Source organism: Aquimarina longa SW024 (assembly GCF_001401755.1).
Lineage (GTDB): Bacteria > Bacteroidota > Bacteroidia > Flavobacteriales > Flavobacteriaceae > Aquimarina > Aquimarina longa.
Map to the genome: position 1 here is coordinate 198,294 of NZ_KQ474099.1, position 22,661 is coordinate 220,954.

The 22,661-nt window shown below is 32.2% G+C and carries 20 protein-coding genes; 12 read left to right on the plus strand and 8 right to left on the minus strand.

Annotated elements, in window-relative coordinates; all coding sequences use genetic code 11:
* Window positions 1–110: 110 nt before the first annotated feature.
* The 4 genes from N456_RS09960 to N456_RS09975 form a co-directional block, all read right to left on the minus strand.
* Complete coding sequence (locus tag N456_RS09960; protein ID WP_062057449.1) at window positions 111–1,706, minus strand: hypothetical protein; 1,596 nt, start codon at window positions 1,704–1,706, stop codon at window positions 111–113.
* 9 nt (window positions 1,707–1,715) lie between these two features.
* Window positions 1,716–2,969: an OmpP1/FadL family transporter gene (locus N456_RS09965; protein ID WP_062056456.1), complete on the minus strand. Its 1,254-nt coding sequence runs from the start codon at window positions 2,967–2,969 to the stop codon at window positions 1,716–1,718.
* A gap of 120 nt (window positions 2,970–3,089) precedes the next feature.
* Window positions 3,090–3,863 carry an alpha/beta fold hydrolase gene (locus N456_RS09970; protein WP_062056459.1) on the minus strand — a complete coding sequence of 258 codons (774 nt, stop codon included), beginning with the start codon at window positions 3,861–3,863 and terminating at the stop codon, window positions 3,090–3,092.
* 10 nt (window positions 3,864–3,873) lie between these two features.
* Entirely contained in the window at window positions 3,874–4,587 is a 714-nt protein-coding gene (locus N456_RS09975) for a pyridoxine 5'-phosphate synthase (RefSeq protein WP_062056461.1), read from the minus strand.
* 100 nt (window positions 4,588–4,687) lie between these two features.
* Between N456_RS09975 and N456_RS09980 the strand changes: the two genes are divergently transcribed.
* The 8 genes from N456_RS09980 to murI all read left to right on the plus strand — a co-directional run bounded on the left by N456_RS09980 (window position 4,688) and on the right by murI (window position 12,737).
* Entirely contained in the window at window positions 4,688–5,344 is a 657-nt protein-coding gene (locus N456_RS09980; protein WP_062056463.1) for a CBS domain-containing protein, read from the plus strand.
* Between the two features lie 29 nt (window positions 5,345–5,373).
* The gene (locus N456_RS09985) at window positions 5,374–6,258 is read left to right on the plus strand and encodes an NAD kinase (protein ID WP_062056465.1); all 885 of its coding nucleotides are present in this window, start codon (window positions 5,374–5,376) and stop codon (window positions 6,256–6,258) included.
* Window positions 6,259–6,357: 99 nt separating this feature from the next.
* Entirely contained in the window at window positions 6,358–7,035 is a 678-nt protein-coding gene (porG, locus tag N456_RS09990; RefSeq protein ID WP_062056466.1) for a type IX secretion system protein PorG, read from the plus strand.
* 2 nt (window positions 7,036–7,037) lie between these two features.
* A complete protein-coding gene (locus N456_RS09995; protein ID WP_062056468.1) occupies window positions 7,038–7,775 on the plus strand; it encodes an isoprenyl transferase in 738 nt (245 codons plus the stop codon).
* A 4-nt stretch (window positions 7,776–7,779) separates the two neighbouring features.
* The gene (locus tag N456_RS10000) at window positions 7,780–10,410 is read left to right on the plus strand and encodes a BamA/OMP85 family outer membrane protein (protein ID WP_082422497.1); all 2,631 of its coding nucleotides are present in this window, start codon (window positions 7,780–7,782) and stop codon (window positions 10,408–10,410) included.
* A 38-nt stretch (window positions 10,411–10,448) separates the two neighbouring features.
* Window positions 10,449–11,270, plus strand: a complete 822-nt coding sequence (locus N456_RS10005) for an OmpH/Skp family outer membrane protein (protein WP_062056470.1) — start codon at window positions 10,449–10,451, stop codon at window positions 11,268–11,270.
* A 78-nt stretch (window positions 11,271–11,348) separates the two neighbouring features.
* Window positions 11,349–11,858, plus strand: a complete 510-nt coding sequence (locus N456_RS10010) for an OmpH/Skp family outer membrane protein (protein WP_062056472.1) — start codon at window positions 11,349–11,351, stop codon at window positions 11,856–11,858.
* A gap of 90 nt (window positions 11,859–11,948) precedes the next feature.
* Window positions 11,949–12,737, plus strand: coding sequence for a glutamate racemase (gene murI, locus N456_RS10015; protein ID WP_062056474.1), 789 nt, complete (start codon window positions 11,949–11,951; stop codon window positions 12,735–12,737).
* Between the two features lie 384 nt (window positions 12,738–13,121).
* Here murI and N456_RS10020 read toward each other — a convergent pair whose 3' ends face one another.
* The 3 genes from N456_RS10020 to N456_RS10030 all read right to left on the minus strand — a co-directional run bounded on the left by N456_RS10020 (window position 13,122) and on the right by N456_RS10030 (window position 16,412).
* Window positions 13,122–13,340, minus strand: a complete 219-nt coding sequence (locus N456_RS10020) for a hypothetical protein (RefSeq protein WP_062056475.1) — start codon at window positions 13,338–13,340, stop codon at window positions 13,122–13,124.
* Window positions 13,341–13,466: 126 nt separating this feature from the next.
* Window positions 13,467–14,198, minus strand: coding sequence for a LytR/AlgR family response regulator transcription factor (locus N456_RS10025; protein WP_062056477.1), 732 nt, complete (start codon window positions 14,196–14,198; stop codon window positions 13,467–13,469).
* Window positions 14,199–16,412 carry a tetratricopeptide repeat-containing sensor histidine kinase gene (locus N456_RS10030; protein WP_062056479.1) on the minus strand — a complete coding sequence of 738 codons (2,214 nt, stop codon included), beginning with the start codon at window positions 16,410–16,412 and terminating at the stop codon, window positions 14,199–14,201.
* Between the two features lie 219 nt (window positions 16,413–16,631).
* Here N456_RS10030 and N456_RS10035 point away from each other — a divergent pair, with 219 nt between their 5' ends.
* Window positions 16,632–17,804 carry a vWA domain-containing protein gene (locus tag N456_RS10035; protein ID WP_062056481.1) on the plus strand — a complete coding sequence of 391 codons (1,173 nt, stop codon included), beginning with the start codon at window positions 16,632–16,634 and terminating at the stop codon, window positions 17,802–17,804.
* An 82-nt stretch (window positions 17,805–17,886) separates the two neighbouring features.
* On the opposite strand, the gene N456_RS10040 is transcribed toward N456_RS10035, so the two are convergent.
* Window positions 17,887–18,909 carry a PorP/SprF family type IX secretion system membrane protein gene (locus N456_RS10040; RefSeq protein WP_062056483.1) on the minus strand — a complete coding sequence of 341 codons (1,023 nt, stop codon included), beginning with the start codon at window positions 18,907–18,909 and terminating at the stop codon, window positions 17,887–17,889.
* A gap of 255 nt (window positions 18,910–19,164) precedes the next feature.
* Between N456_RS10040 and N456_RS10045 the strand changes: the two genes are divergently transcribed.
* The 3 genes from N456_RS10045 to N456_RS10055 all read left to right on the plus strand — a co-directional run bounded on the left by N456_RS10045 (window position 19,165) and on the right by N456_RS10055 (window position 22,652).
* The gene (locus N456_RS10045; RefSeq protein WP_062056485.1) at window positions 19,165–20,070 is read left to right on the plus strand and encodes a NifU family protein; all 906 of its coding nucleotides are present in this window, start codon (window positions 19,165–19,167) and stop codon (window positions 20,068–20,070) included.
* Window positions 20,071–20,286: 216 nt separating this feature from the next.
* Entirely contained in the window at window positions 20,287–21,120 is an 834-nt protein-coding gene (locus tag N456_RS10050; protein ID WP_062056486.1) for an AraC family transcriptional regulator, read from the plus strand.
* Window positions 21,121–21,371: 251 nt separating this feature from the next.
* Window positions 21,372–22,652, plus strand: coding sequence for a serine hydroxymethyltransferase (locus N456_RS10055; protein ID WP_062056488.1), 1,281 nt, complete (start codon window positions 21,372–21,374; stop codon window positions 22,650–22,652).
* Window positions 22,653–22,661: the final 9 nt, after the last annotated feature.

The following is a 22,661-nucleotide window of genomic DNA, read 5'->3' on the forward strand; positions in this document are numbered from 1 at the left end:
TGAATTATAATTTTATGACTCATTTAGTATTAAACTATTTTCAGACAGTAATAAAAAAAACCTGCTAAAAGTAGCAGGTTTTTTTATTAATCATTTATCGGTTCATTTTCTTAATTAATATCATTACTTATGGTAACCGTACCATAATCTGCTGGATTAACTGTGGGTAAATTAGATTCATAAGTAGCTTTTATCGCTTTTAAAACTCCATTAGCCATTAAAGCATGTCCTCTTGGCGAAGGATGTACTCCATCTAGAGAAAACCCTCCTCCTGTCACAAATTCTGACGTAACAACACCTCCATCAATCGGGATACCTCCATTGGCAGCCTGTGCTAAATCAGCAGCAGCATCATAATATGCCAAACCTTTTGCCGTAGCTAGGTTTTTAATTGTAGCATTAAATCCTGTCCTTGCATTTTCTATTGCGGTTTGTTCTGCTGGTATTAATACATGCTGATCTTCTAAAGGAAAGGAAACTCCATTAACCGAAAGTTTTGCCGCTTCTTCTTTAGACAAACCTGCAACAACCAATTCAGCTAGTCTATCTGTATTTACTTTTCCTATAATACGAGAACTGGTAAGAACTAATAAATCTTCTGCAGTTGCTTGTCTTGCTTGCCCATATTGCATAGCAAAAAGAGTTGCTTTTGTCACTCCAAAAGCAGGAGTTAAAGCAGCTTTTAATTGCGCTGTCTTATCCTCTAGTGATTCATCTTTAATCACTACTGGGCTTGCACTAGTAGTTGAAAACTGAATTGCTCTTTCTGGAACACCTATAGCTTTAAACGCAAGGTTTAATCCTGCATAAGTAGCATTCAATTCTGGTATTTGTTTTGCAAAATCAGGGTTCAACGGACTCAAGGCAGCATAAGGAACAGTTGTAAAAAATGGTACCGAGGTTACACTAGGTATACTTAACACAACCCCTTTAGCTTGATTTTTAGTCAATGCTCCTAATAGCTGATTATATATCCCTGCAAATGTGGTTACGTTAGTAATATCATTGCTTCCATATGTAGATGGATCCATATTCCCTGTTTCATTATGATCTTTTCCTATACCTCCAGATGTTGCATAACTAAGAATATCATTATTCCCGATCCATAAACTAAAAAAAGTAGGATTTTGTGCCACCGCATCACCTATCATTGTAGCTGTTGGAGAAGATGCTATTCTTGCAAAATATGGATTCGCCAAACCTGCAGCCACTCCAGCTACATTACCATATCCTGGAGCAAGCAAATGATAACTTTTTGCCCCTGGAACTCCCATATTACCAAAAGAAGCTCCTAAATTAGCTGTAAAATCCGTTTTTGACGTATCGCCAGTATATGGTGCAGGTCCTACCGGCTTACCTTTATCATCAAAAACCAAAACCAATCTAGGAGGAAAAGCTGCCTGTATAGTTGCATCTCCAATAAAACCTCCTACGTTATCAGCCATTAATGGTTGAGTAAATTCTCCACCTCCTGCAAATGCAAATTGTTTAGATACAATATTAGGATATGAGTTTTCTTGACCCGTAATATATAAGGCTCCATCAGCAAACCCTGCTGTAAGGGAATTCCCTAATGCCACATACTTACTAAAATCTGCTGTACCATTAGTATATATACCTGATTCATCAATTGGATTATCGAATTCTGGTTCACAAGCAATAATCCCTAATGCTAGGATTGCTAGGTATTTTATATTTTTCTTCATCATCATTTATTACATTTTATAAGTTAAACCAAGTCCAGGCGCAAATGCGCTTGATTTATACGTTCCTCCAAAAGACTCTCTCCCTCCAGTCGAATTCGTACCATAATCATAAGAAGCATCAACTTCCTCAAACCTTAAATAAAAGAAAGAAGCATCAATAGCCAATTTAGGAGTTACCGCAAAACTTAAACCTCCTGTAAAACCATCAGAATCGTTACGAGGGGTTTCTGGAGCAAAATACCCCGGCTGCACTGGAGTTTCATCTCTATAGTATCCCGCTCTCAAAGTAATCTTATCGGTAGCCTGATATTGTAATCCAAATCGATACACTGATGAACTTTTATAATTACGTGGGTTACTAGAATCTGGGTTTCTTGGATTAGTAAAATTAATATCTAATGATTTATAAACATCCCAGAACTGCCTATTATAATCAAATGCAAAAACCCATTTCTTATATTCATAAGACAATCCAACCGATAATTCTGCTGGCAATGGTAATTCTGCAGTAAATCCATCTGTACCATTTACTGGTGCTGCGGTAGAGTTTGGAAAGTTAGAAAAAGTGGCTTCTCCATCTTTAGATTCTAAAATAATTTCACTTCGGTAGTTAAATCCTATATGAAAATCTTTAGTAGGATTAAACATTCCTCCTATACTCCAACCCCAATTAGTAACTCCAGAGTCATCAATATTCACATTAGATCTATTTCCCTCAATATCTGTTGTTGTTCTACTCGCATTACGATTAAACTTCACAGAACCAGTTACAAAAATAGGTCCTCCTCCAATACTGAAATAATCAGATAATTTAAAGGAGACTACCGGTTGAACATAAATTGCTGCCAGTTCAATAGAATTAACCAATTGAGAACCTGCCCAATCCTTTGGCCATGTTACTTCACTACCATACGGTGTGTACACTCCAAGACCAACAGACATCCATTCGTTAACCTTATAAGAACCATATAAACTAAGGGGAGTTCCTACAGAGCTATCTGTTTCAGAAGAAACACCAAATTCTGTGTTTTGATATATTACATCCGTAAAAATACCACTTGCACCAACACTTACGTTTAATTTATCCTCTAAGTATACAAGACCTGCTGGGTTAAAAAAGACCAACTCAGCACTATTCACTACAGCTACTCCGGTATGTCCCATAGCTATTGCCCTCTGTCCTTGCACACTAACTCTATACCCACCTGCATAAGTAACCAGAGTTACCGAGACGAATAGAACTAATAATAAAAGTTTTTTCATAATTAATTTAGAATTGTTTTGTTATTTTAGGTTTTGATATTCAAATATCAATTTACCAAATTTAACAGAAAATAACAACTATCCAACGAAATCATTAAAATATTATGCATACATAGTATATTAATCTCGTTTTTTAACAAAATTCAACACCTTAGTTAAAAAAACTACTGGATTTTCTGCATGCAACCAATGCCCTGCATTAGAGATTTCCTCAATTTTAGAATTAGGAAATTGACTTTTTATCTTAACCTCATCATCTTTTATAATATAATTAGATTTTTCTCCTTTAAGAAAAATAGTAGTACCCTGATAAGAATATTGTTTAGGAAGTTCTACTCCTATTTCATGCGCATTTTTAATCAAAGCATCCAAATTCATACGTAACCCAAGTACTCCTTTATCTTTCCAATACAAGTTTTTAAGAAGAAACATCCGTACCCCTATATCAGGCACATATAAACTAAGTTCCTTATCTACCTCTCCTCTGGATGTTAAAACCTCAAAGTCCAAAGCACTTAAACCATCCAAAATATCTTGGTGATGTAGTGGATAGTATTTTGGCCCAATATCAGCAACGATTAAGCGATTAATCAAACTAGGATACTTAGTTGCAAAAAGCATTGCTGTTTTACCTCCCATAGAATGCCCTAAAAGATTGATGTTATATAAATTATGCTCTTTACAATACAACTTTAAATCTTCTGCCAATACATCATAAGAAAACACATCACTATGAGGACTTCTCCCATGGTTGCGCTGATCTATTAAATGCACCTGAAACCCTTGTTCTGATATTTTCTTCCCTATGGTTTTCCAATTATCACTCATTCCTAAAAAACCATGAAGAATCAAAAAAGGATGACCCTCTCCAAAAACATTAGCATGTAATTTCATAATCATTAATTTATTTAAGTCTATGTAAATACATATTAACTACATTTTCTAATCCTAAATATATAGATTCACTTATTAAAGCATGACCTATAGAAACCTCAAGAAGTCCAGGTATATTTTCTTTAAAAAACTTAATATTATCCAAAGAAAGGTCATGACCCGCATTAACTCCTATCCCTAGATCAATCGCTTGTTGTGCACATACAGCATAGGGATGTACTGCTTTCTGGTTTCCCTTAGCATATTCTGAAGCAAATTCTTCAGTATATAGTTCTATTCTATCTGCCCCTGTAGCTACCGCTCCTTCTATCATTTCAGAAACAGGATCTACAAATATTGAAGTCCTAATACCATTACGTTTAAACTCTGAGATAACTTCTTTTAAAAAATGATTATGTTTCTTCGTATCCCAACCAGCATCACTCGTTATAGCATTTTCCTCATCTGGAACTAGAGTAACCTGAGTTGGTTTAATTTCTAACACCAAATCCATAAATTTAGGAATTGGGTTTCCTTCTATATTATATTCTGTAGTTACAATCGATTTTAAATCATATGCATCCTGATATCGTATATGCCTTTCATCAGGTCTCGGATGTATTGTAATCCCTTCTCCTCCAAAATTCTGAATATCAGTTGCCACTTTTATCAAATTAGGAGTATTCCCTCCTCTAGAATTACGTAAAGTTGCTATTTTATTAACATTAACACTTAACTTTGTCATGGTTTTTGATGTCTTTGAACTAAAAAAGCAAAAATACGAAGTTGCGAACGCCTTGATTGTATATTTTTTGATTATTTTGCATATTATAGTCCCATAAATTATGAAAACAAATTTATATATTGTTAATGAGATAGAACCTCTTGATGTATCGGTAAAAGTAACCGAAGCACAATTGTTGTTTAACGAACTTACGTACACTCATTTCCCTGTCATAAAAGAGAACATATATCTAGGATGTATTTCTGAAACTGATATTAGATGTTTTGAAACAGATAAAACTTTAGAAACATATCGATATGCTCTGGAAGGTTTTTTTGTCAGAAAAGATGACAATTGGTTAGATATCCTAGAGTCTTTTGCTCAAAGTAATTCTAACATTATGCCTGTACTCGAAGATGACAATAGTTATTTAGGGATTTTTGAACTTGGAGACATTATAACTCTTTTTAATGAGACTCCTTTTCTTAGTGAGCCTGGCAACATCCTAATTGTAGAAAAAGGCACCTTAGACTATTCTTTTAGTGAAATATCTCAAATCATAGAATCTAATAATGCCAAAGTATTAGGTTTATTTATTTCTAAGATGGAAAATGATGTAGCACAAATAACTTTAAAAATTAGTGATAGCGATATCAACAATATTGTACAAACATTTAGAAGATATAGTTACAATATTGTTTCAAAACACCAAGAAGATTCATTCCTAACAAATCTTAAAGAGAGATCTCAATATCTAGAAAAATACCTAAATATATAACCAAATTAAAAACACAAATCAAAATTAAAATGAAGATCGGTATATATGGTCAGTTTTATCATAAAAATTCAGGAATCTATATTCAGCAGTTATTAGAAACTCTTGACGAAAATGAAGTAGAAGTTGTCATCGAAAAAAAATTTCTGGAATTAATAAATCTTCATGATGAAATCGATAAAACCTACTCTCATTTTAGTACTTTTGAAGAATTAGATACTTCTTATGACCTCTTTTTTAGCATTGGAGGAGATGGCACTATCCTAAAAACTATTACCTATGTCCGAGATTTAGGAATCCCTATCGCAGGAATTAATACGGGAAGACTTGGTTTTTTGGCCACCATACAAAAAGAAGAGATTAAAGACAGTATAGCCCTAATTTTAGATAAAAAATTCTATATCTCTCCAAGAAGCCTTGTTACCATAGAGACTTTCCCTGTTACAAAAGAGTTTGGGGTTTTAAATTTTGCTATGAATGAGATTGCTGTAAGTCGAAGAAATACAACATCTATGATTACTGTAGATACACACCTAAATAATGAATTCCTTACCACATATTGGGCAGATGGATTAATAATCTCTACTCCTACTGGTTCTACAGGATATTCATTAAGTTGTGGTGGTCCCGTAATGATGCCTGATGTAGAAAGTATGGTCCTCACTCCTATCGCACCACATAATCTTAATGCCCGACCACTTGTTATCCCCGACAATCAAGAAATAGAATTACAAGTTTCAGGAAGAGAAGACACTTATTTAGTCTCATTGGACTCCAGAACACACACATTACCTAATGATACTACAATATATATAAAAAAAGCTCCATTTAAAATTAATATGGTAATTCTTCAGAATGAAAGTTTTCAAAAAACGTTACGTAAAAAGATGCTTTGGGGAGAAGATAAACGCAATTGAACAATAAAAAGCACTAAAAAGTGTTTTTTATGCATACTATTTTACTCAAATTCTTGTGTACTAAAGTTAATTGTTATATTTGCAAACTTTTGAAAATCTATGAGATACTTAGCATCACTTATAATCGCTGTATTTTTTATACAATCAATCGCATCCCAAACCTATGAAGTAGGTTTGATGGTTGGAGGAGCTAACTATGTAGGAGATGTAGGATCTACATACTACATTTCACCTAATGACATCGCATTTGGTGCCATAGGAAAATGGAACCGAAGCAAGCGACACGCTTTTAGAGCTTCATTTTTATATGCAGAGCTCAATGCTAATGATAAAAGAGGGGATGAAAGGAGAAAACAAAGAGGATTAAGCTTCACGAATTCTGTAAAAGAAATATCATTAGGAATGGAGTTTAACTTCTGGGATTGGTACCTTTATGAAGGCGATTCTCAATTTACTCCATATCTATACACAGGTTTTACTGCTTTTAACTATGGTGCACAAGCTATTGATATTAACAACAAAATTGATGCTTATAGTGACAAATGGAGTTTTGCCATCCCCATGGTTTTAGGAATTAAAAAAACATTAGGAAGAGACTTTGTACTTGGTGCAGAAATTGGAGCTCGGTATACATTTACTGACAATATTGATGGCAGCAATCCTGATGATAGATTTGGCAAAGGATTTGGTAATTTAAACAACAATGACTGGTATGTATTTACTGGTATAACAATATCGTACACTTGGGGTAGGATACCTTGTTACTGTGCATTTTAAAAATGATCGATAAAAAACAATTAAATTCTAATATTCCACAGCATGTTGCCATCATTATGGATGGTAATGGACGATGGGCCAAAAAGAAAGGTCTATTTAGAGCTGTAGGTCACGAAAATGGAACAAAAGCCGTTAAAGAAACTGTAGAAAGCTCCGCAGAAATAGGTGTTAAATATCTAACATTGTATGCCTTTTCTACAGAGAACTGGAACAGACCAAAACTCGAAATAGACACTTTAATGAAACTTTTGGTAAGTTCTTTAAAAAGAGAAATCAAAACACTTCAGGAAAATAATATCCGACTTAATGCTATTGGAAATTTACAATTACTTCCTAAAAAAGTAAGAACAGAACTTCTTGAAGTAATTGAAAAAACCAAAGAAAATAGTCAGATGACACTTACCTTAGCTCTTAGTTATGGAAGCCGAGAAGAACTTATAAAAACTATTGAAGAAATAAGTATTAAAGTTAAAAATGGTGTAATTTCGCCACATCTCATTAATGAATCAGTCATTAATGAGCATTTATATACAAAAGACCTGCCAGATGTAGACTTATTAATACGCACTAGTGGGGAACAGCGTATTAGCAATTTCTTGTTATGGCAAATTGCATATGCAGAATTATATTTTACAGAAATTTTATGGCCAGATTTTAAAAAAGCCGATTTATTGGAGGCCATATCCAATTATCAAAAAAGAGAAAGAAGATTTGGAAAAACTAGTGAGCAGCTCAGTTAAAAAAATGACAAAAAAACTACCTATTACGTATTTTACGTTACTTGCCTTATTAATATCAACATCGCTTTTCGCACAAAAATTACCTGGCGCTAGTGGTAAAGAATATATTATTGGAGACATCAAAGTTACAGGAACTACTAGTTATAATGAAAATACTGTCATTACCTTTACAGGACTTAGGAAAGGAGAACGTATTTTTCTTCCTGGAGACCGAATAAGTAAAGTAATTAAAAAATTATGGGGACTTGAATTATTTAGCGATATTAACTTCTATATAAGTAGTATAGAAGGCGATGTTGCTAATCTTGAAATTAATATTCAAGAAGTTCATGAATTAAATGAAGTACGTATTCAAGGAGTCAAAAAGCGTAAAGCCGAAGGTTTAATCAAAGACAATGGGCTTAACAAAGGAACTAAAGTTACAGAAAATCTTATCACTACAACTCGTAATTTTATATCTAATAAGTATAAAAAAGATGGTTATCTAAATACCAAAGTAACTATTAACACTATTGCTGTAAAAGATACAGTAACCAGTAATAAGGTAAACATGGTAGTATTGATTGACAGAGGAAATCGAGTTAAGATTGATAACATCAATATAGAAGGAAATGAACAGCTTTCTGATGCTAAGGTGCGAAAAGCAATGAAGAACACCAAACGTAAGAAACCTCTTAGATTCTGGAAAAGATCAAAATACATTCGTGCAGATTATGAAGAAGACAAAGATAATATCATTGTAAAATATAAAGAAAAAGGATATCGAGATGCACGTATAACTTCTGACAGTCTACTTATAGAAGATGATAAAACGGTATCGTTAAACCTTACTGTAGAAGAAGGTAATAAATACTATTTTGGTAATATCAATTTTTTAGGAAATAGCGTATACACAGATAGACAATTAGCAAGACAACTAGTCATTAAAAAGGGAGATGTATACAATGGTGTCTTATTAGAAAAACAAATTGCTGATAACACAAAACCCGATGCAGACGACCTTACCAATTTATATCAAAATAATGGATACTTGTTCTCTTCAATTGATGCTGTAGAAACTAAAGTATATAATGATACTCTTGATTTTGAAATTAGAATACGTGAAGGCAAGCTAACCTATTTTGATCACATTACTGTTTCTGGAAATGATAAAACAAATGATCATGTAATCTATAGAACACTTAGAACCAAACCTGGTCAGCAGTATAGTAAAGAACTTGTTGTAAGAACAGTTAGAGAATTAGGGCAATTAGGTTTCTTTGACCCAGAACAATTAGAACCACAGTTTAAAAATGCAAACCCTCAAGCAGGAACTATTGATATTAATTATCCATTAGTAGAAAAAGGATCTAGCCAAATAGAACTTCAGGGTGGTTTTGGAGGCGGTGGTTTTGTAGGAACACTAGGATTAGCATTTAGCAACTTCTCTATCCGTAATATTTTTAACAAAGATGCATATAGCCCTCTACCAATGGGTGATGGTCAAACACTTAGAGTTAGGGCTCAAGCCAGTAGATCATTCAGAACCTATAGCCTTTCATTTGTAGAACCATGGCTAGGAGGAAAAAGACCATATCAACTTTCTACGTCTTTTTCGCATACCGTACAATTCCTATTCAATAATAGAAGTCGTAATGTAGACAGAAATAGCAAATTCCTTATTACTGGTGGATCAATTGGTATTGCCAAAAGATTAAACTGGCCTGATAACTTTTTTACTTTATCGCAAGCTATTAACATAAGACATTATAATCTTAAAAATTACAACACTCGTCTCTTTACATTTGGTAATGGATATTCTAATGATTTATCGTATACTATTGGGCTTAACAGAAATAACACTACTACAAATCCAATTTTCCCTACTGGTGGATCAGAATTTAATATTGTAGCCAAACTATCACTTCCATACTCTATTTTAAACGGAGTTGATTATGGTAAACTAAAAGATAGAAGAGATTTATTAGATGAAGAAAGAAGAAACCTAAGTTCTTCTAATTCAAGAGATGTTGCAAGGAACACCGAAATAGCAAAAGAAATAGGTGAAATCGATCAAGAGCGTTTTAAATGGCTAGAGTATTATAAAATTAAATTTGATGGTACTTGGTACACCAGCCTATTCAATATTGGTAAAAAACCTTTAGTACTAAAAACAAAAACAGAATATGGCTTCTTAGGAGCATACAATAATAAAAGAGGAGATATTCCCTTTGAACGTTTTTTCTTAGGAGGAACACAATTAGGCTCTGGAAGCCTTGATGGAAGAGAAATTGTAGCATTAAGAGGATACCCTGATCGAAGAATTACTCCACAAAGTAGAGTTAATGACCAGAATTTTGATGCCGATGGGGCAACAATTTATAACAAATACTCGTTAGAGTTTCGTTATCCTATAACACTAAAACCAGCAGCATCAATTTACCTGCTAGGTTTCTTAGAAGGTGGAGCGTCTTATGATAATTTTAAAAGTTTTAACCCTTTTCAAATAAATCGCTCTGCTGGAGCAGGTTTGCGTATCTTTATGCCAGCTTTTGGATTGCTTGGTATAGATTATGGATATGGTTTCGATCCTGTTCCTGGGTCTAATCAACCACACGGAAAAGAAATCCATTTTATTATAGGACAACAGTTTTAAATTTTGGCACGATTATTTCAACATACACAAACAAAGTCATGAAAACAAAGGGTCTTTTACTAGTTACAGCTATCAGTTGGCTATTTTTTACAACTACAATACATGCACAAAAAGGTATTAGAATTGGATATATAGATATGAGTTATATTCTGGAAAATGTACCAGAATACAACGAAGCTTCTTCTGATCTTGAAACCAAAATACAAAAATGGAAAGTAGAAATAGAAGCCGAGCTTAAAGAGGTAGAAGAAATGCGAAAAGACCTTAATAACGAAAGAGTTTTGTTAACTAAAGAACTCATTGAAGAAAGAGAAGAAGACATTCTTTTTAAAGAAAAAGAGATCTTAGAATATCAACAGAAGCGATTTGGACCTAATGGAGATCTTTTTATTCAGAAAAAAAGATTAGTTCAACCAGTACAAGATCAAGTTTTTGTAGCAGTACAAGAAATTGCAAAAAACAAAAAGTATGATTTTATTTTTGACAAATCAGCTGATCTGGTAATGTTATACTCTGCAGATCGATTTGATATCAGTGATCAGGTATTACTTAGAATAAATAGAGCTTCAAAAAGAAAGCAGCTAAATAGTAAAAGAGAAAGAAAAAATCTCGAAAGAGACGAACAAAGAAATGTTGAGCAAGAAAAAGAAGTAAGCGATAGACAGAGAGAGGCTCAAAGAAGATTATCTGAAAGAGAACAACTTCTTGCCCAACGTAAAGCAGAGAGGGATTCTATCAGAGCTGTAAAAAAGAAAGAATTTGAAGAAAGAAGAGCTAAATTATTAGAATTACAAAAGAGAAGAAAAGACTCTATAAATGCACTAAAAGCGCAAAGAGAAAATATAAAAAACAATAATTAATTATCTATTCTAAACTATAACAAAGAGGATAATAACTAAAAAACTAAATAAATTTATAACACCATTAATTACTTACAAATGAAACAATTTAGAACATTACTAGTAGCTACTGCACTTATCATAGGAACCTCAAGCTTTATGAACGCTCAATCAAAAGTTGCTCATATCGCATCACAGGAACTTGTAGAGGCAATGCCTGCTTTCAAATCAGCAAAAAGTGAGATTGAAAAGCTGAATAAAACTTATGATGCAGAAATCAGAAATATGGTGTTAGAATTACAAAACACTATCAAAAAATACTCTCAAGAAGCTGAAACTAAAACAGACGAAGAAAACTTAAAAAGACAGCAAGAAGTACAAGCTACAGAGAAAAGTATCAATGATTATAGAACAAATGCACTTCAAGATCTTCAGAAAAAAGAAATTGAATTAATGAAGCCTATATACGAAAAAGCACGTACAGCAATCCAAAAAGTTGCCAGAGCACAAGGTTTCCAATATGTATTAGATTCTACTACAGGAACAGGGGTAATTATGGCTGATGGTAAAAACCTTATGGCTGACGTAAAAAAGGACTTAAGTATTTAACAACTTTACTATCGTATCATAAAATAAAAAAAACAGTGAGATAGCTATCTCACTGTTTTTTTTATTTTTGGAATATATTATCTTGTGACTATGCAAAACAAGCCTATCGGTATATTTGATTCAGGTGTTGGCGGAACCTCTATCTGGAAAGAGATTACTTCACTACTACCACATGAAAATACTATTTTTCTAGCAGATAGCAAATATGCTCCTTATGGCAAACGAAGTAGAGAGGAAATCACTAGGCTGAGTATTAAAAATACCAAAAAATTAATACAACTAAATTGCAAAATTATAGTTGTTGCATGTAATACCGCTACCACTAATGCTATAAAAACACTAAGAGCAACATATAATATCCCTATTATAGGTATAGAGCCTGCTATAAAACCTGCAGCTATACATTCTAAAACAAAAAGAATAGGTGTTCTCGCTACAAAAGGTACATTAACCAGTGAATTATTCTCTAAAACATCTGACTTATATACTCAAAATATAGAAATGTTTGAAGTCGTTGGCACTGGGTTAGTAGAGTTGATAGAAGAAGGCATGATAGACACTGAAGAAATGCTAACATTACTTCAGTCATACATTACCCCAATGTTAAAAAAAGGCATTGATTATCTTGTTTTAGGATGTACCCATTACCCCTATCTTATCCCTATCTTAAAAAAAATACTTCCTGAACATATTAAAATTATTGATTCTGGGGAAGCTGTCGCAAGGCAGACTAAGGCTGTATTGGTTACAAATAATATACTAAACACTAGTAATAAATTAGGCAAACATTCACTATACTCTAATAACAATACACATACTCTAAAAGACATTTTAAAAGCACATACAACGAATCATACTATAGAATTTTTAGGGTTTTAACATGATGTGGCACACTAGACAGGTAGCTAATAAGTTCTTATTATAAAGAAAAATTCAAAAAATAGTTGTCTTGTACATTATATTAACAATATGATCATATCCAAAAGCTGTAGTATCAAACCAGCTGTTTTTCTTTTTACCTGTGAATGTACTTCATATCAGGCAACGAAATATTACAATTACACATAAGTTTACAATAAAAAACAAATAACATACACCATACACACCGCAAGAAGATACTTATAAAATCTTACTATCAATGATTTACAAATCAACAAATATAGGAGATATTAATACTCATCATCCATAAAATAGATTTGCTATAAAAAACAAGACCATTAGAAGAAATTCCTAATGGTCTTGTTATATATAATAAGTGATAGATTAGCAATAAATAGGACCGCTCTTATCGGTACCTCCACCGCCAGTACCACCTGTACCACCACAATTATTGGTGTAACAAGTTTGACCTGGATTATTTCCTTGCCCTACACAACTATGTAATGACGGGTTACCTGTTCCCCCTACAATAGCCTTAGAAGCCAGGTTAGAAATTTTGATTTTCTTTAGAGATAACTTCTTTAATGATTCTCTTTTTTTCATTGTTTTTGAGTTTTTACAGTTAATTATTATAAATATTACAAATTATAACAACTAACAAATGTTATCTCTATTATATTTAACAAAAAAAGTGATTATTCAACAAAAAATAGAGTTAATTTTTACTAATTACCTAAAATAATCCAACAATATTCCTTTTTTAGAAGAAGACACACTTAATTCCTTACCCGAAGATAAAACAACACTTCCTCCTTTACCTTTTCTATATCTTGTTATCTCACTTATATTAACCAAATGACTTTTATGTATTCTTACAAATCCATGAGAATGTAACGATTCTTCGAAATATTTAAGTGTCTTGCTTACTAATTTCTGTCCCTTATCTAAATAAATTTTAGTATAATTATCATCTGCTTCACAATACAAAATATCAGAAATCTGTAACACTTCAAAACCGTCTTGTTGAGGAATAGTGATTTTACCCTCTATTGTAGTAATTTTAGGAACTAAAACAGTATCTAGAAGAGCTTCTTCTCGTTTTTTAATATGGTGGACATGATCAACTGCCTTAATTAAATCATCAATAGCAATAGGCTTTAATAAATAATAGGTTGCTTGAGCGTTTAAAGCCTCTACAGCATAATGATCATATGCTGTTACAAAAACAATTTCAAAGGTACGGTCAGTAATTTGTTCTAATAAATCAAATGCATTACCGTAAGGCATTTCTACATCTAAAAATAGCATATCTGGTGAATAGGTCTCTAGCAAAACTAATGTTTCTTTTACACTTGCTGCCTCTCCCAAAATAGTGACCAATGGGCAATATTTACCTATATAATTTCTAAGTATCGTTCTGCTATTTGCTTCATCATCTACTATAATCGCGGTTAAGTTCATTTATTTATCTTTCTTAAGAATTAGTGTTACTTGGGTTCCTTCTTCATTATCTGTGAGATCTGATACAAATACATCTATTTTATCTTTATACATTTTGTTAAGAATAGTAACTCTCTTTTTAATGTTACCCATTCCCCTAGACTGCTGTTTTTTTTGATTTAAGGTTTTTAGTTCTTTAGATTTTTTACGTCCTATACCATCATCCATTATTCTTATTTCTATCTTATCTATAGCTATTTTTTGAAAGTTTATAGATAGTATACCTCTTTCTTCTTTATATCGTAACCCATGCCAAACTGCGTTTTCTACATATGGTTGTAATAACATAGGAGGAATCATATATTCGTTTATATCAATATCTGGATCAACTGTTATATTATATTCAAATTTATCCTGAAACCTAAAATGCTCTAATTGCACATATAGCTTTAAGAGCTCTATCTCTTTTTCTAACGAGATAAAATCTTCTTCACTATTCTCTAGAACAGCTCTCATTAATAAAGAGAAATCCGTTAGATATCGATTTGCAGTTCTTTCATCACTTGTTGCTATAAATGTATTTACAGAATTTAAAGCATTAAAAATAAAATGCGGATTCATTTGTGATCTCAGTGACTTTAATGCTAATATATTATTAGCATATCGTTGTTGCTTCATATTACGGTACATCAAATAGGCAGCTAGAAGTAATAAAATTGTTAATCCTATCAAAAAATAAATAATAATCTGCTGTCGTAAACTTTGTTGATTGACTAACTCTTGTGATGCAAATGCCAATTGATACTTCGCTTCATTTAATTCTCTATCTTTTTCTAAAGTGACAATGCGATTCGCTTTTTGAGCCAGTTCTCTGGTAAAGCGATTTGCTTGTGAAATCTCCTGATCTTTTTGTATATATAATTTATCTATAATTACTTCATATTCTTCAAATGCTTCTGATGCCTTTTTTAACTCTCCTTTTTCTCTATATACCTCCCCTAACTTTCTGGTAGCATCTTTTTGAACGATCAGGTCATTTTTTGATGTTGCTTCTTTAATACTTTCTTCTAGATATGGTATCGCCTTATCGTATGCTTCTTGTGCGGCAAAAGCACTGGCTATCTTATAATTTTGCACCTGAGTAGTTAAAGAGTTATTTTCTGTTGGTAAGGGTAAATCTTCGATCTCATCACTTTCAATCTCTTCTATATCTTCAAGAGCTTTTTTTCTGAGTTGTATTTCTTTATCGTAACTACTGTTTTTGTTATAAAAATCTGCTGCAACTGTTCTCTGCCTAGCTGATGTTTTCTTATCTTGTTGCTGAGCTAATTGTACTGAATTATCTAAATACTCTTCTGCATCAATAGCATTTCCCTCTTTCTGTAGCACCTTTGCTAACTTAGAGTTTAATAAAATAACTTTATCTGCTATTTTTTTTCGTTGGCTTAAGGATAATGCTTTTCTGTAATTTTCTATCGCATTAGAATAACTCTGTAAACCCTCATAACTATCTCCTAACCCTTCATATACTATAATTTTTTGGGTAGTATTTAATCTAGATTTTTGTAATTGAGAAAATGTTTTTAATGCACCTTGATAGTTTTTATTCTCCAACTGTGCACCGCCTAATTTAACTTTTACCTCAGTACGATTTTTATTTTTAAGGCTTGTTAAATAATTACTTTCTGCAAGATCAGGCTGCTTCCAATACCTATATATATCAGCTAGTGTCTCAAACAGTTCTGCTTTTTTATTATCTGACACAGGATCATCATCTCGTATAGTTTCCAAAGCATTTGTAATATATTCTATACTGGTAGCTGCATCCTTTTTTAAAGTTCTTTTTGCTTCTTTTAGATTTTCTTGATATCTAAATTCTCGCTTTTGTTTAGAAACTAATTTTGATTTAGATCCTGCAGGATCATCCTTTACTTCGACATCGATTCGTTGTCCATCTTTAATAATGTAACGTACAGTAATAAAGCTATCATGAGTTATTATAAGTTCATCTCCGACATGAGCCTCTATCCTAAAATCACCAAAAGCATCAGTACTTATAGTCCCCTTTCCTAAAACAGTTATTTCTGCACCCTTAATAGGTTTTCTAGTACTTTTTTCTTTTACAGACCCCTTGATACTCATTGGAGCTGCTCTTCTTGTTTTAGCATTCTCTTGTCCCATTATTAACATAGGGAAGAGTATAATAGCCATAATTAGTAAACCTATCTTCTTCATCACTTATTCATAAAACTAAGTAAACTTAATCCATTTTACTGGGATAATAAAATCTGTATTTATCAATTACATTGTTTTTTAGAAGCTTTTTTATGTAAAAAAAGAAGCTCCCTAATTTTAGAATTGTGTTCCCTCATTCATAACTACCATTCACTCATTCTAGATTTTCATTCCATAAAGTTTGATCTAGTTTTATATAGAATTTAAAAAGGAAAAATCATGAAGATATTTTATATATGGAGCTCATTATGCTTACTTCTTAGTATTTCTTGTAATGCAAATACTAAGTCAACCTCCGAAACCGCACATAAAATAGAAAAAAAACATCTAATACAAACTACTAAAACTGATCCGAATACTCGAAATATACAGGTTGCATTATTATTAGATACTAGTAATAGTATGGATGGACTTATTGATCAAGCCAAAGCACAACTTTGGGAAATTGTAAATGAACTTTCGTATGCTAAGTGTGACCATAATACTATAAAATTAGAAATTGCTCTTTATGAATACGGTAATGATAACCTACCGTCTCAGGAAGGTTTTATTAGACAAGTACTACCATTTTCTAATGATCTAGATGAAATATCAAAAGAACTATTTGCACTTACTACCAATGGAGGTAATGAATATTGTGGCAAAGTAATCAACACTTCAATCAATCAATTAGGTTGGAAAAAAAATAATGATCACTTAAAACTAATTTTTATTGCAGGAAATGAGCCTTTTACACAAGGATCTGTTAATTATAAAGATGCTGCACAAGATGCTAACGAAAAAGATATCACCATTAATACTATTTTTTGTGGTAATTACCAACAAGGTGTTCAATCCATGTGGAAACATGGAGCAGATATTACTAATGGAGAATATAGTGCTATAGATCATAATCGAGAAACCGTACATATCATAACTCCATATGATGATATAATTCTTAAACTTAACCATAAATTAAATAACACCTACATTCATTATGGCAGACTTGGGGTTCAAAAAATAGCAGAACAAAGAAAACAAGATCGGAATGCTAAATCATATAGTTCTGCCAATGCCGTAAGTAGAACTGTTAGTAAAAGTTCTGGTTTCTACAATAATAAGAGTTGGGACCTTATTGATGCCGCAGAAGATGAAACTTTTGAAATCGAAGATATAAAGAAAGAACAGCTTCCTGAAGAACTTAAACAAAAGTCTAAAGCTGAATTAAAACAGCACATTACCCAAAAAAGCATCGAAAGAAAAGAGATTAAACAAAAAATTAAAGAATTAAATAAAAAGCGGATTGCATATATTAAAAATAATAGCACTAAAGACGAGACTAACCTAGAGTCAGCTCTATTAAATGCGATTAAAAAACAAGGAAGAAAAAAATCTTTTTCATGGGAAGAATAGTACAGTTAGTTTTATGGGGTAAACTATACTGTAACAAAAAATGCCTGCGTGTATGCAGGCATTTTTTATGTATATCGTTTTCTTAATTTTTTGAATTAACAGCAGGGCAATTACAATCCCATCTCTCTTTACGTTTTCCAAAATCATATCCTAATGTAATTTGATGATGACCTCCATCAGTCAATACTACAGAATTAGACTGATAACTATATGTGTATCCTACCAACCATTTTTTATAGTTCACTCCTACAAATGGAGTTATATACTGTAATTGTTGACTTTCTACCGAGGTCCCATCCTTAGAGAACTCTGCTCCATCCAAACTACGTCTATATGATACTCCTCCCCATACAGTTCCAAAGTCAAAACCTCTATAAACTTTTAAATTAGTATCGATAGTACTTTCCTGAGTTTGATCCGTAGCTTGATACATAATAGAGGGTTCTATACTCCATGGTGTACCTCCAATCCCAAATAAATATCCTAATGAGAAAATATACCTACGCTGATTATTAGATTCTTTTACAGGAGTATTATTGTCGAATATATCTCTGGTAGTGGGTAAAATATTTTTTATTGTAAAATGGGCATACCATTCTAAAAAATGATATGACAACCCTACATCTATATTATAATATACATCTTTTTGTACTCTATTTAAAATAACAGGATCTGGATCAACAGGATCATCGAATCCTCTTAAGTCTAAATTAGATTGTATAAGTCCTCCACTAAGACCAAAGGATAACATGTTTAAGTCTGTTCTATCTCTAGAAAATAATAGATGGTGAGCGTATGTTACAAAAACACCTGTTTGAGAAAAATTACCATTCTCATCTCGATATAAAATCCCTCCCAAACCAGATTTTTCTCCAGTTCTAAAATTAATATTTAATGTTTGTAAATTAGGTGCATTATTTACATCAAACCATTGTTTTCTAGCAGTAAGTCTAATTTTATTAGTATTTGATGCACCCGCCATAGCAGGATGTACAAGATATAGGTTATCGGAAAGATAATCAGAATATATAGGGATTCCTTCTTGTGCAAAAACAAATTGGGAAACTAAGATTAAAAATCCTACATAAATTATTTTTAAGTTCATTTGGGTTTTCTCATTTATGGGGCTAAAAGAACTTTAGTAAATTTTAATCTAAACCTATAAATAAGTTTAAATTATAGGTCTCTACTATTATTCTTAAAATAAATCATTGTCTATCAATAATCCCAAAGATATAAATTTTTGTCAGAATACCAGATTTACATTTTTTTTAAGACAAAATTCATTAAAAAATGATACCATTATAACTACAACCTTAATATCGTATTCCTTTTTAGTAAATTTGCTAAAAATTAGTACATGGAAAAGAATTTTGAAATAAAAATAGAGGCAACTTCGAACCCTGGCATTGTTAAATTTGAAGCTAATTACTTTTTAACGCAGCATACCAGTTATGAATTTGAGAATATAGATCAAGCCAAAAACGCACCATTAGCACAACAATTATTTTATTTACCATTTGTAAAAAAGGTTTTTATCTCACAAAACTTTGTTGCTATTGATAAATATGATATTGTAGAATGGTCAGATGTACAAGAAGAAGTAGCAGAACAGATCCAAAATTATCTAAATAGCGGTCAACCTATTATTAATGAAACGCAAACTACCAAAAAAGTTCCTATCACTATTTATGCAGAAAGCACACCAAACCCTGCTGTACTGAAGTTTGTAGCTAATAAAAAAATAGTGACTACTGGACATGAATTCAAAAACATTGATGATGCTAATGATGCTCCACTAGCACAAGAATTATTTCATTTTCCTTTTGTAAAAGAAGTCTATATCGATGAGAATTATGTTTCTATTAGTAAATATGATATCGCCGATTGGAATGATATTACTGTTGAAATTAGAGAATTTTTAAGAAGTTATTTAGAACAAGGTAAAGAGGTCTTATCAGCTAATGCTACTATAACAAAACAAGAAGTACAAAAACAAGCTGATTCTGATTTTGAAAAACTGGATGACGTCTCTAAAGATATTATAAATATTATTGAAGAATATATCAAACCAGCCGTAGCAAGTGATGGAGGTAATATATTGTTTGATTCTTACAATCCAGAAAGTAAAATAGTAAAGGTAATATTACAAGGCGCATGTAGTGGGTGTCCTTCTTCCACTTTTACCTTAAAAAATGGAATTGAAAATATGCTGAAAGAAATGCTTAGAGATAAAATAACATCTGTAGAAGCTATAAATGGATAAATTTTAAAAAAACTCTATATCTTTTTTAAATATTCAGCACCAAGGCACACAAAAACCATAACATATTGCAATTTAATTAACACATATCACTAATAATTAATAAAACAAACATATATTAGTTCCATATAAAATAAAGAAAAAAAATTATCCCAAAAGAATATTCTTTTGGGGTTTGGATGAATAAAAATATTTCATTCAAAATAAATTAAGGAGATAATGCATGACAAAAGCAAAAATAACCATGTCCAGCATTTTATAAATAATACTCTAGATAATTTAGAGTTATTTAAAGGATCATTTACATCTCACCAATTCAAGCCTCATTTTCATGAAAGTTATACAATAATTTTTATGGATTACGGAGTTGGTGATTACTCTAATGACTCTTCTAATTTAATCCTATCTACGGGTTCCATTCTTATTTTTAATCCATATGAAGTACACACAGGAAAACCAGTAAACAACTCTCCTTGGAATTTTCTCACCATGTACATTCCCATCGGGATCATGAAAAAAGCTATGGATAGTTTTTGCTTACCTATAGAGCTTCCTATTTTCAAAGAAAATATCATTAATAACAAGGTTTTGTTTAAAAAAGGAAAAGCAGTATTTCCTAATTTGATATACAATCAGCATAACCCAAAATCTGAAGGTTTACTTATGGATTTTCTTAAAGAGCTTATCAAGAGATATGCATATACCAAAATACATAACGAACCTATTTCAAAAAAATTTATTGTTGCAAAACAGATCAAAGAATATCTACACACCCACTATCTCGAAGAAGTTTCTACAAATGATCTTTCTAACTTAACTGGCATTTCTGAATACGGTCTGATTAAGTCTTTTAAACAATATTATCAGCTTCCTCCACATCAATATTTAGTAAACCTTAGAATTGAAAAAGCTAAAAAGCTGCTCTCCAAAAAATTATCTGCTACAGAGGTTGCCTATCAGTCAGGTTTTTTTGATCAAAGTCATTTTACTCGTCATTTTAAAAAGATAATAGGTATCACACCTAAACAATTTGCCAATAAGATAATCACCTGATTCCCTCATACTATTCCTTAAAAATACTACAAAGCATCGTTCTACACTTACAATGTTCTTATAAAAACAGCTCAAATATTCGATTGCAATTTCGTACTATTTTTTCAATTTTATTCTTCGCAATTTACATCCGTTAATTTTGATTCATAAAACTCAAATGTTTTAAAAATAACAAAATCAGCATTTTAAAACAAAATAGTAGCCAAAATTCAATACTTGATATTAGGTACTATTTTAAAAACAAAAAAATTATGGTACAAGATATCCTAGATAATGAGGTAAAAAACCTAATCACAGAAGAAACCGAACGCCAAGAGAATGGCATAGAACTTATTGCTTCAGAAAACTTTGCATCCAAACAAGTTATGGCTGCTATGGGTTCTTCTCTAACCAATAAGTACGCCGAAGGGCTTCCTGGAAAAAGATACTATGGTGGTTGCGAAGTAGTAGACAAAGTAGAAACCTTAGCTATAGAAAGAGCAGGAAAACTGTTTGGCGCAGAATGGGTAAACGTACAACCACATTCTGGTGCACAAGCAAATGCTGCTGTAATGCTAGCATGTCTTAACGCTGGTGATAAAATATTAGGTTTTGATTTATCTCATGGTGGTCACCTTACTCACGGATCACCTGTGAATTTTTCTGGTAAACTTTATCAACCAAGTTTTTATGGAGTAGATCAGGAAACTGGTCTTATCAATTGGGATACCGTTGCCAAAACAGCCGAAATAGAAAAACCAAAGTTAATTGTATGTGGAGCTTCTGCTTATAGTCGTGATTGGGACTATGAACAATTAAGAACTATTGCAGATCAAGTAGGAGCACTGCTTTTGGCAGATATCTCCCACCCAGCCGGATTAATTGCGAAAGGCTTATTAAACGACCCTCTACAACATTGTCATATAGTAACCACTACAACACATAAAACATTAAGAGGACCTAGAGGAGGGATGATCATGATGGGTAAAAATTTTGAAAACCCATGGGGGCATACTACTAAAAAAGGAAGTCTTAAAATGATGTCTAACATATTAGATATGGGTGTTTTCCCCGGAACGCAAGGTGGACCATTAGAACATGTAATAGCAGCAAAAGCTGTAGCTTTTGGCGAAGCACTAACTGATGACTACAAAGTATATGCAGAACAAGTTATAAAAAATGCTAAAACAATGTGTACCGCCCTAATCGAAAGAGGATATGATATCATCTCTAACGGAACCGATAATCACATGGCTCTTATTGACCTGAGATCAAAAAATCTTACCGGAAAATTAGCAGAAAACACATTGATAAAAGCAGATATTACTATCAATAAGAACATGGTCCCATTTGATGATAAATCTCCATTTGTAACATCAGGAATGCGGCTCGGAACATCTGCTATTACAACTCGAGGAATGAAAGAAAATGACATGTATACTATGGTTGATTTTATAGACGAAGTATTATCCAACCATGACAACGATACTAAGATTTCATCTATCAAAAATGAAGTAAATAACTGGATGAAAAAATTCCCTTTATACAAATAACAGCTAACG

What these genes read in the sequence shown, in the direction of transcription:
- N456_RS09960 (WP_062057449.1), bottom strand. Translation starts at nt 1,706, where the DNA reads ATGAAGAAAAATATAAAATACCTAGCAATCCTAGCATTAGGGATTATT.
- N456_RS09965 (WP_062056456.1), bottom strand. Translation starts at nt 2,969, where the DNA reads ATGAAAAAACTTTTATTATTAGTTCTATTCGTCTCGGTAACTCTGGTT.
- N456_RS09970 (WP_062056459.1), bottom strand. Translation starts at nt 3,863, where the DNA reads ATGAAATTACATGCTAATGTTTTTGGAGAGGGTCATCCTTTTTTGATT.
- N456_RS09975 (WP_062056461.1), bottom strand. Translation starts at nt 4,587, where the DNA reads ATGACAAAGTTAAGTGTTAATGTTAATAAAATAGCAACTTTACGTAAT.
- N456_RS09980 (WP_062056463.1), top strand. Translation starts at nt 4,688, where the DNA reads ATGAAAACAAATTTATATATTGTTAATGAGATAGAACCTCTTGATGTA.
- N456_RS09985 (WP_062056465.1), top strand. Translation starts at nt 5,374, where the DNA reads ATGAAGATCGGTATATATGGTCAGTTTTATCATAAAAATTCAGGAATC.
- porG (WP_062056466.1), top strand. Translation starts at nt 6,358, where the DNA reads ATGAGATACTTAGCATCACTTATAATCGCTGTATTTTTTATACAATCA.
- N456_RS09995 (WP_062056468.1), top strand. Translation starts at nt 7,038, where the DNA reads ATGATCGATAAAAAACAATTAAATTCTAATATTCCACAGCATGTTGCC.
- N456_RS10000 (WP_082422497.1), top strand. Translation starts at nt 7,780, where the DNA reads ATGACAAAAAAACTACCTATTACGTATTTTACGTTACTTGCCTTATTA.
- N456_RS10005 (WP_062056470.1), top strand. Translation starts at nt 10,449, where the DNA reads ATGAAAACAAAGGGTCTTTTACTAGTTACAGCTATCAGTTGGCTATTT.
- N456_RS10010 (WP_062056472.1), top strand. Translation starts at nt 11,349, where the DNA reads ATGAAACAATTTAGAACATTACTAGTAGCTACTGCACTTATCATAGGA.
- murI (WP_062056474.1), top strand. Translation starts at nt 11,949, where the DNA reads ATGCAAAACAAGCCTATCGGTATATTTGATTCAGGTGTTGGCGGAACC.
- N456_RS10020 (WP_062056475.1), bottom strand. Translation starts at nt 13,340, where the DNA reads ATGAAAAAAAGAGAATCATTAAAGAAGTTATCTCTAAAGAAAATCAAA.
- N456_RS10025 (WP_062056477.1), bottom strand. Translation starts at nt 14,198, where the DNA reads ATGAACTTAACCGCGATTATAGTAGATGATGAAGCAAATAGCAGAACG.
- N456_RS10030 (WP_062056479.1), bottom strand. Translation starts at nt 16,412, where the DNA reads ATGAAGAAGATAGGTTTACTAATTATGGCTATTATACTCTTCCCTATG.
- N456_RS10035 (WP_062056481.1), top strand. Translation starts at nt 16,632, where the DNA reads ATGAAGATATTTTATATATGGAGCTCATTATGCTTACTTCTTAGTATT.
- N456_RS10040 (WP_062056483.1), bottom strand. Translation starts at nt 18,909, where the DNA reads ATGAACTTAAAAATAATTTATGTAGGATTTTTAATCTTAGTTTCCCAA.
- N456_RS10045 (WP_062056485.1), top strand. Translation starts at nt 19,165, where the DNA reads ATGGAAAAGAATTTTGAAATAAAAATAGAGGCAACTTCGAACCCTGGC.
- N456_RS10050 (WP_062056486.1), top strand. Translation starts at nt 20,287, where the DNA reads ATGCATGACAAAAGCAAAAATAACCATGTCCAGCATTTTATAAATAAT.
- N456_RS10055 (WP_062056488.1), top strand. Translation starts at nt 21,372, where the DNA reads ATGGTACAAGATATCCTAGATAATGAGGTAAAAAACCTAATCACAGAA.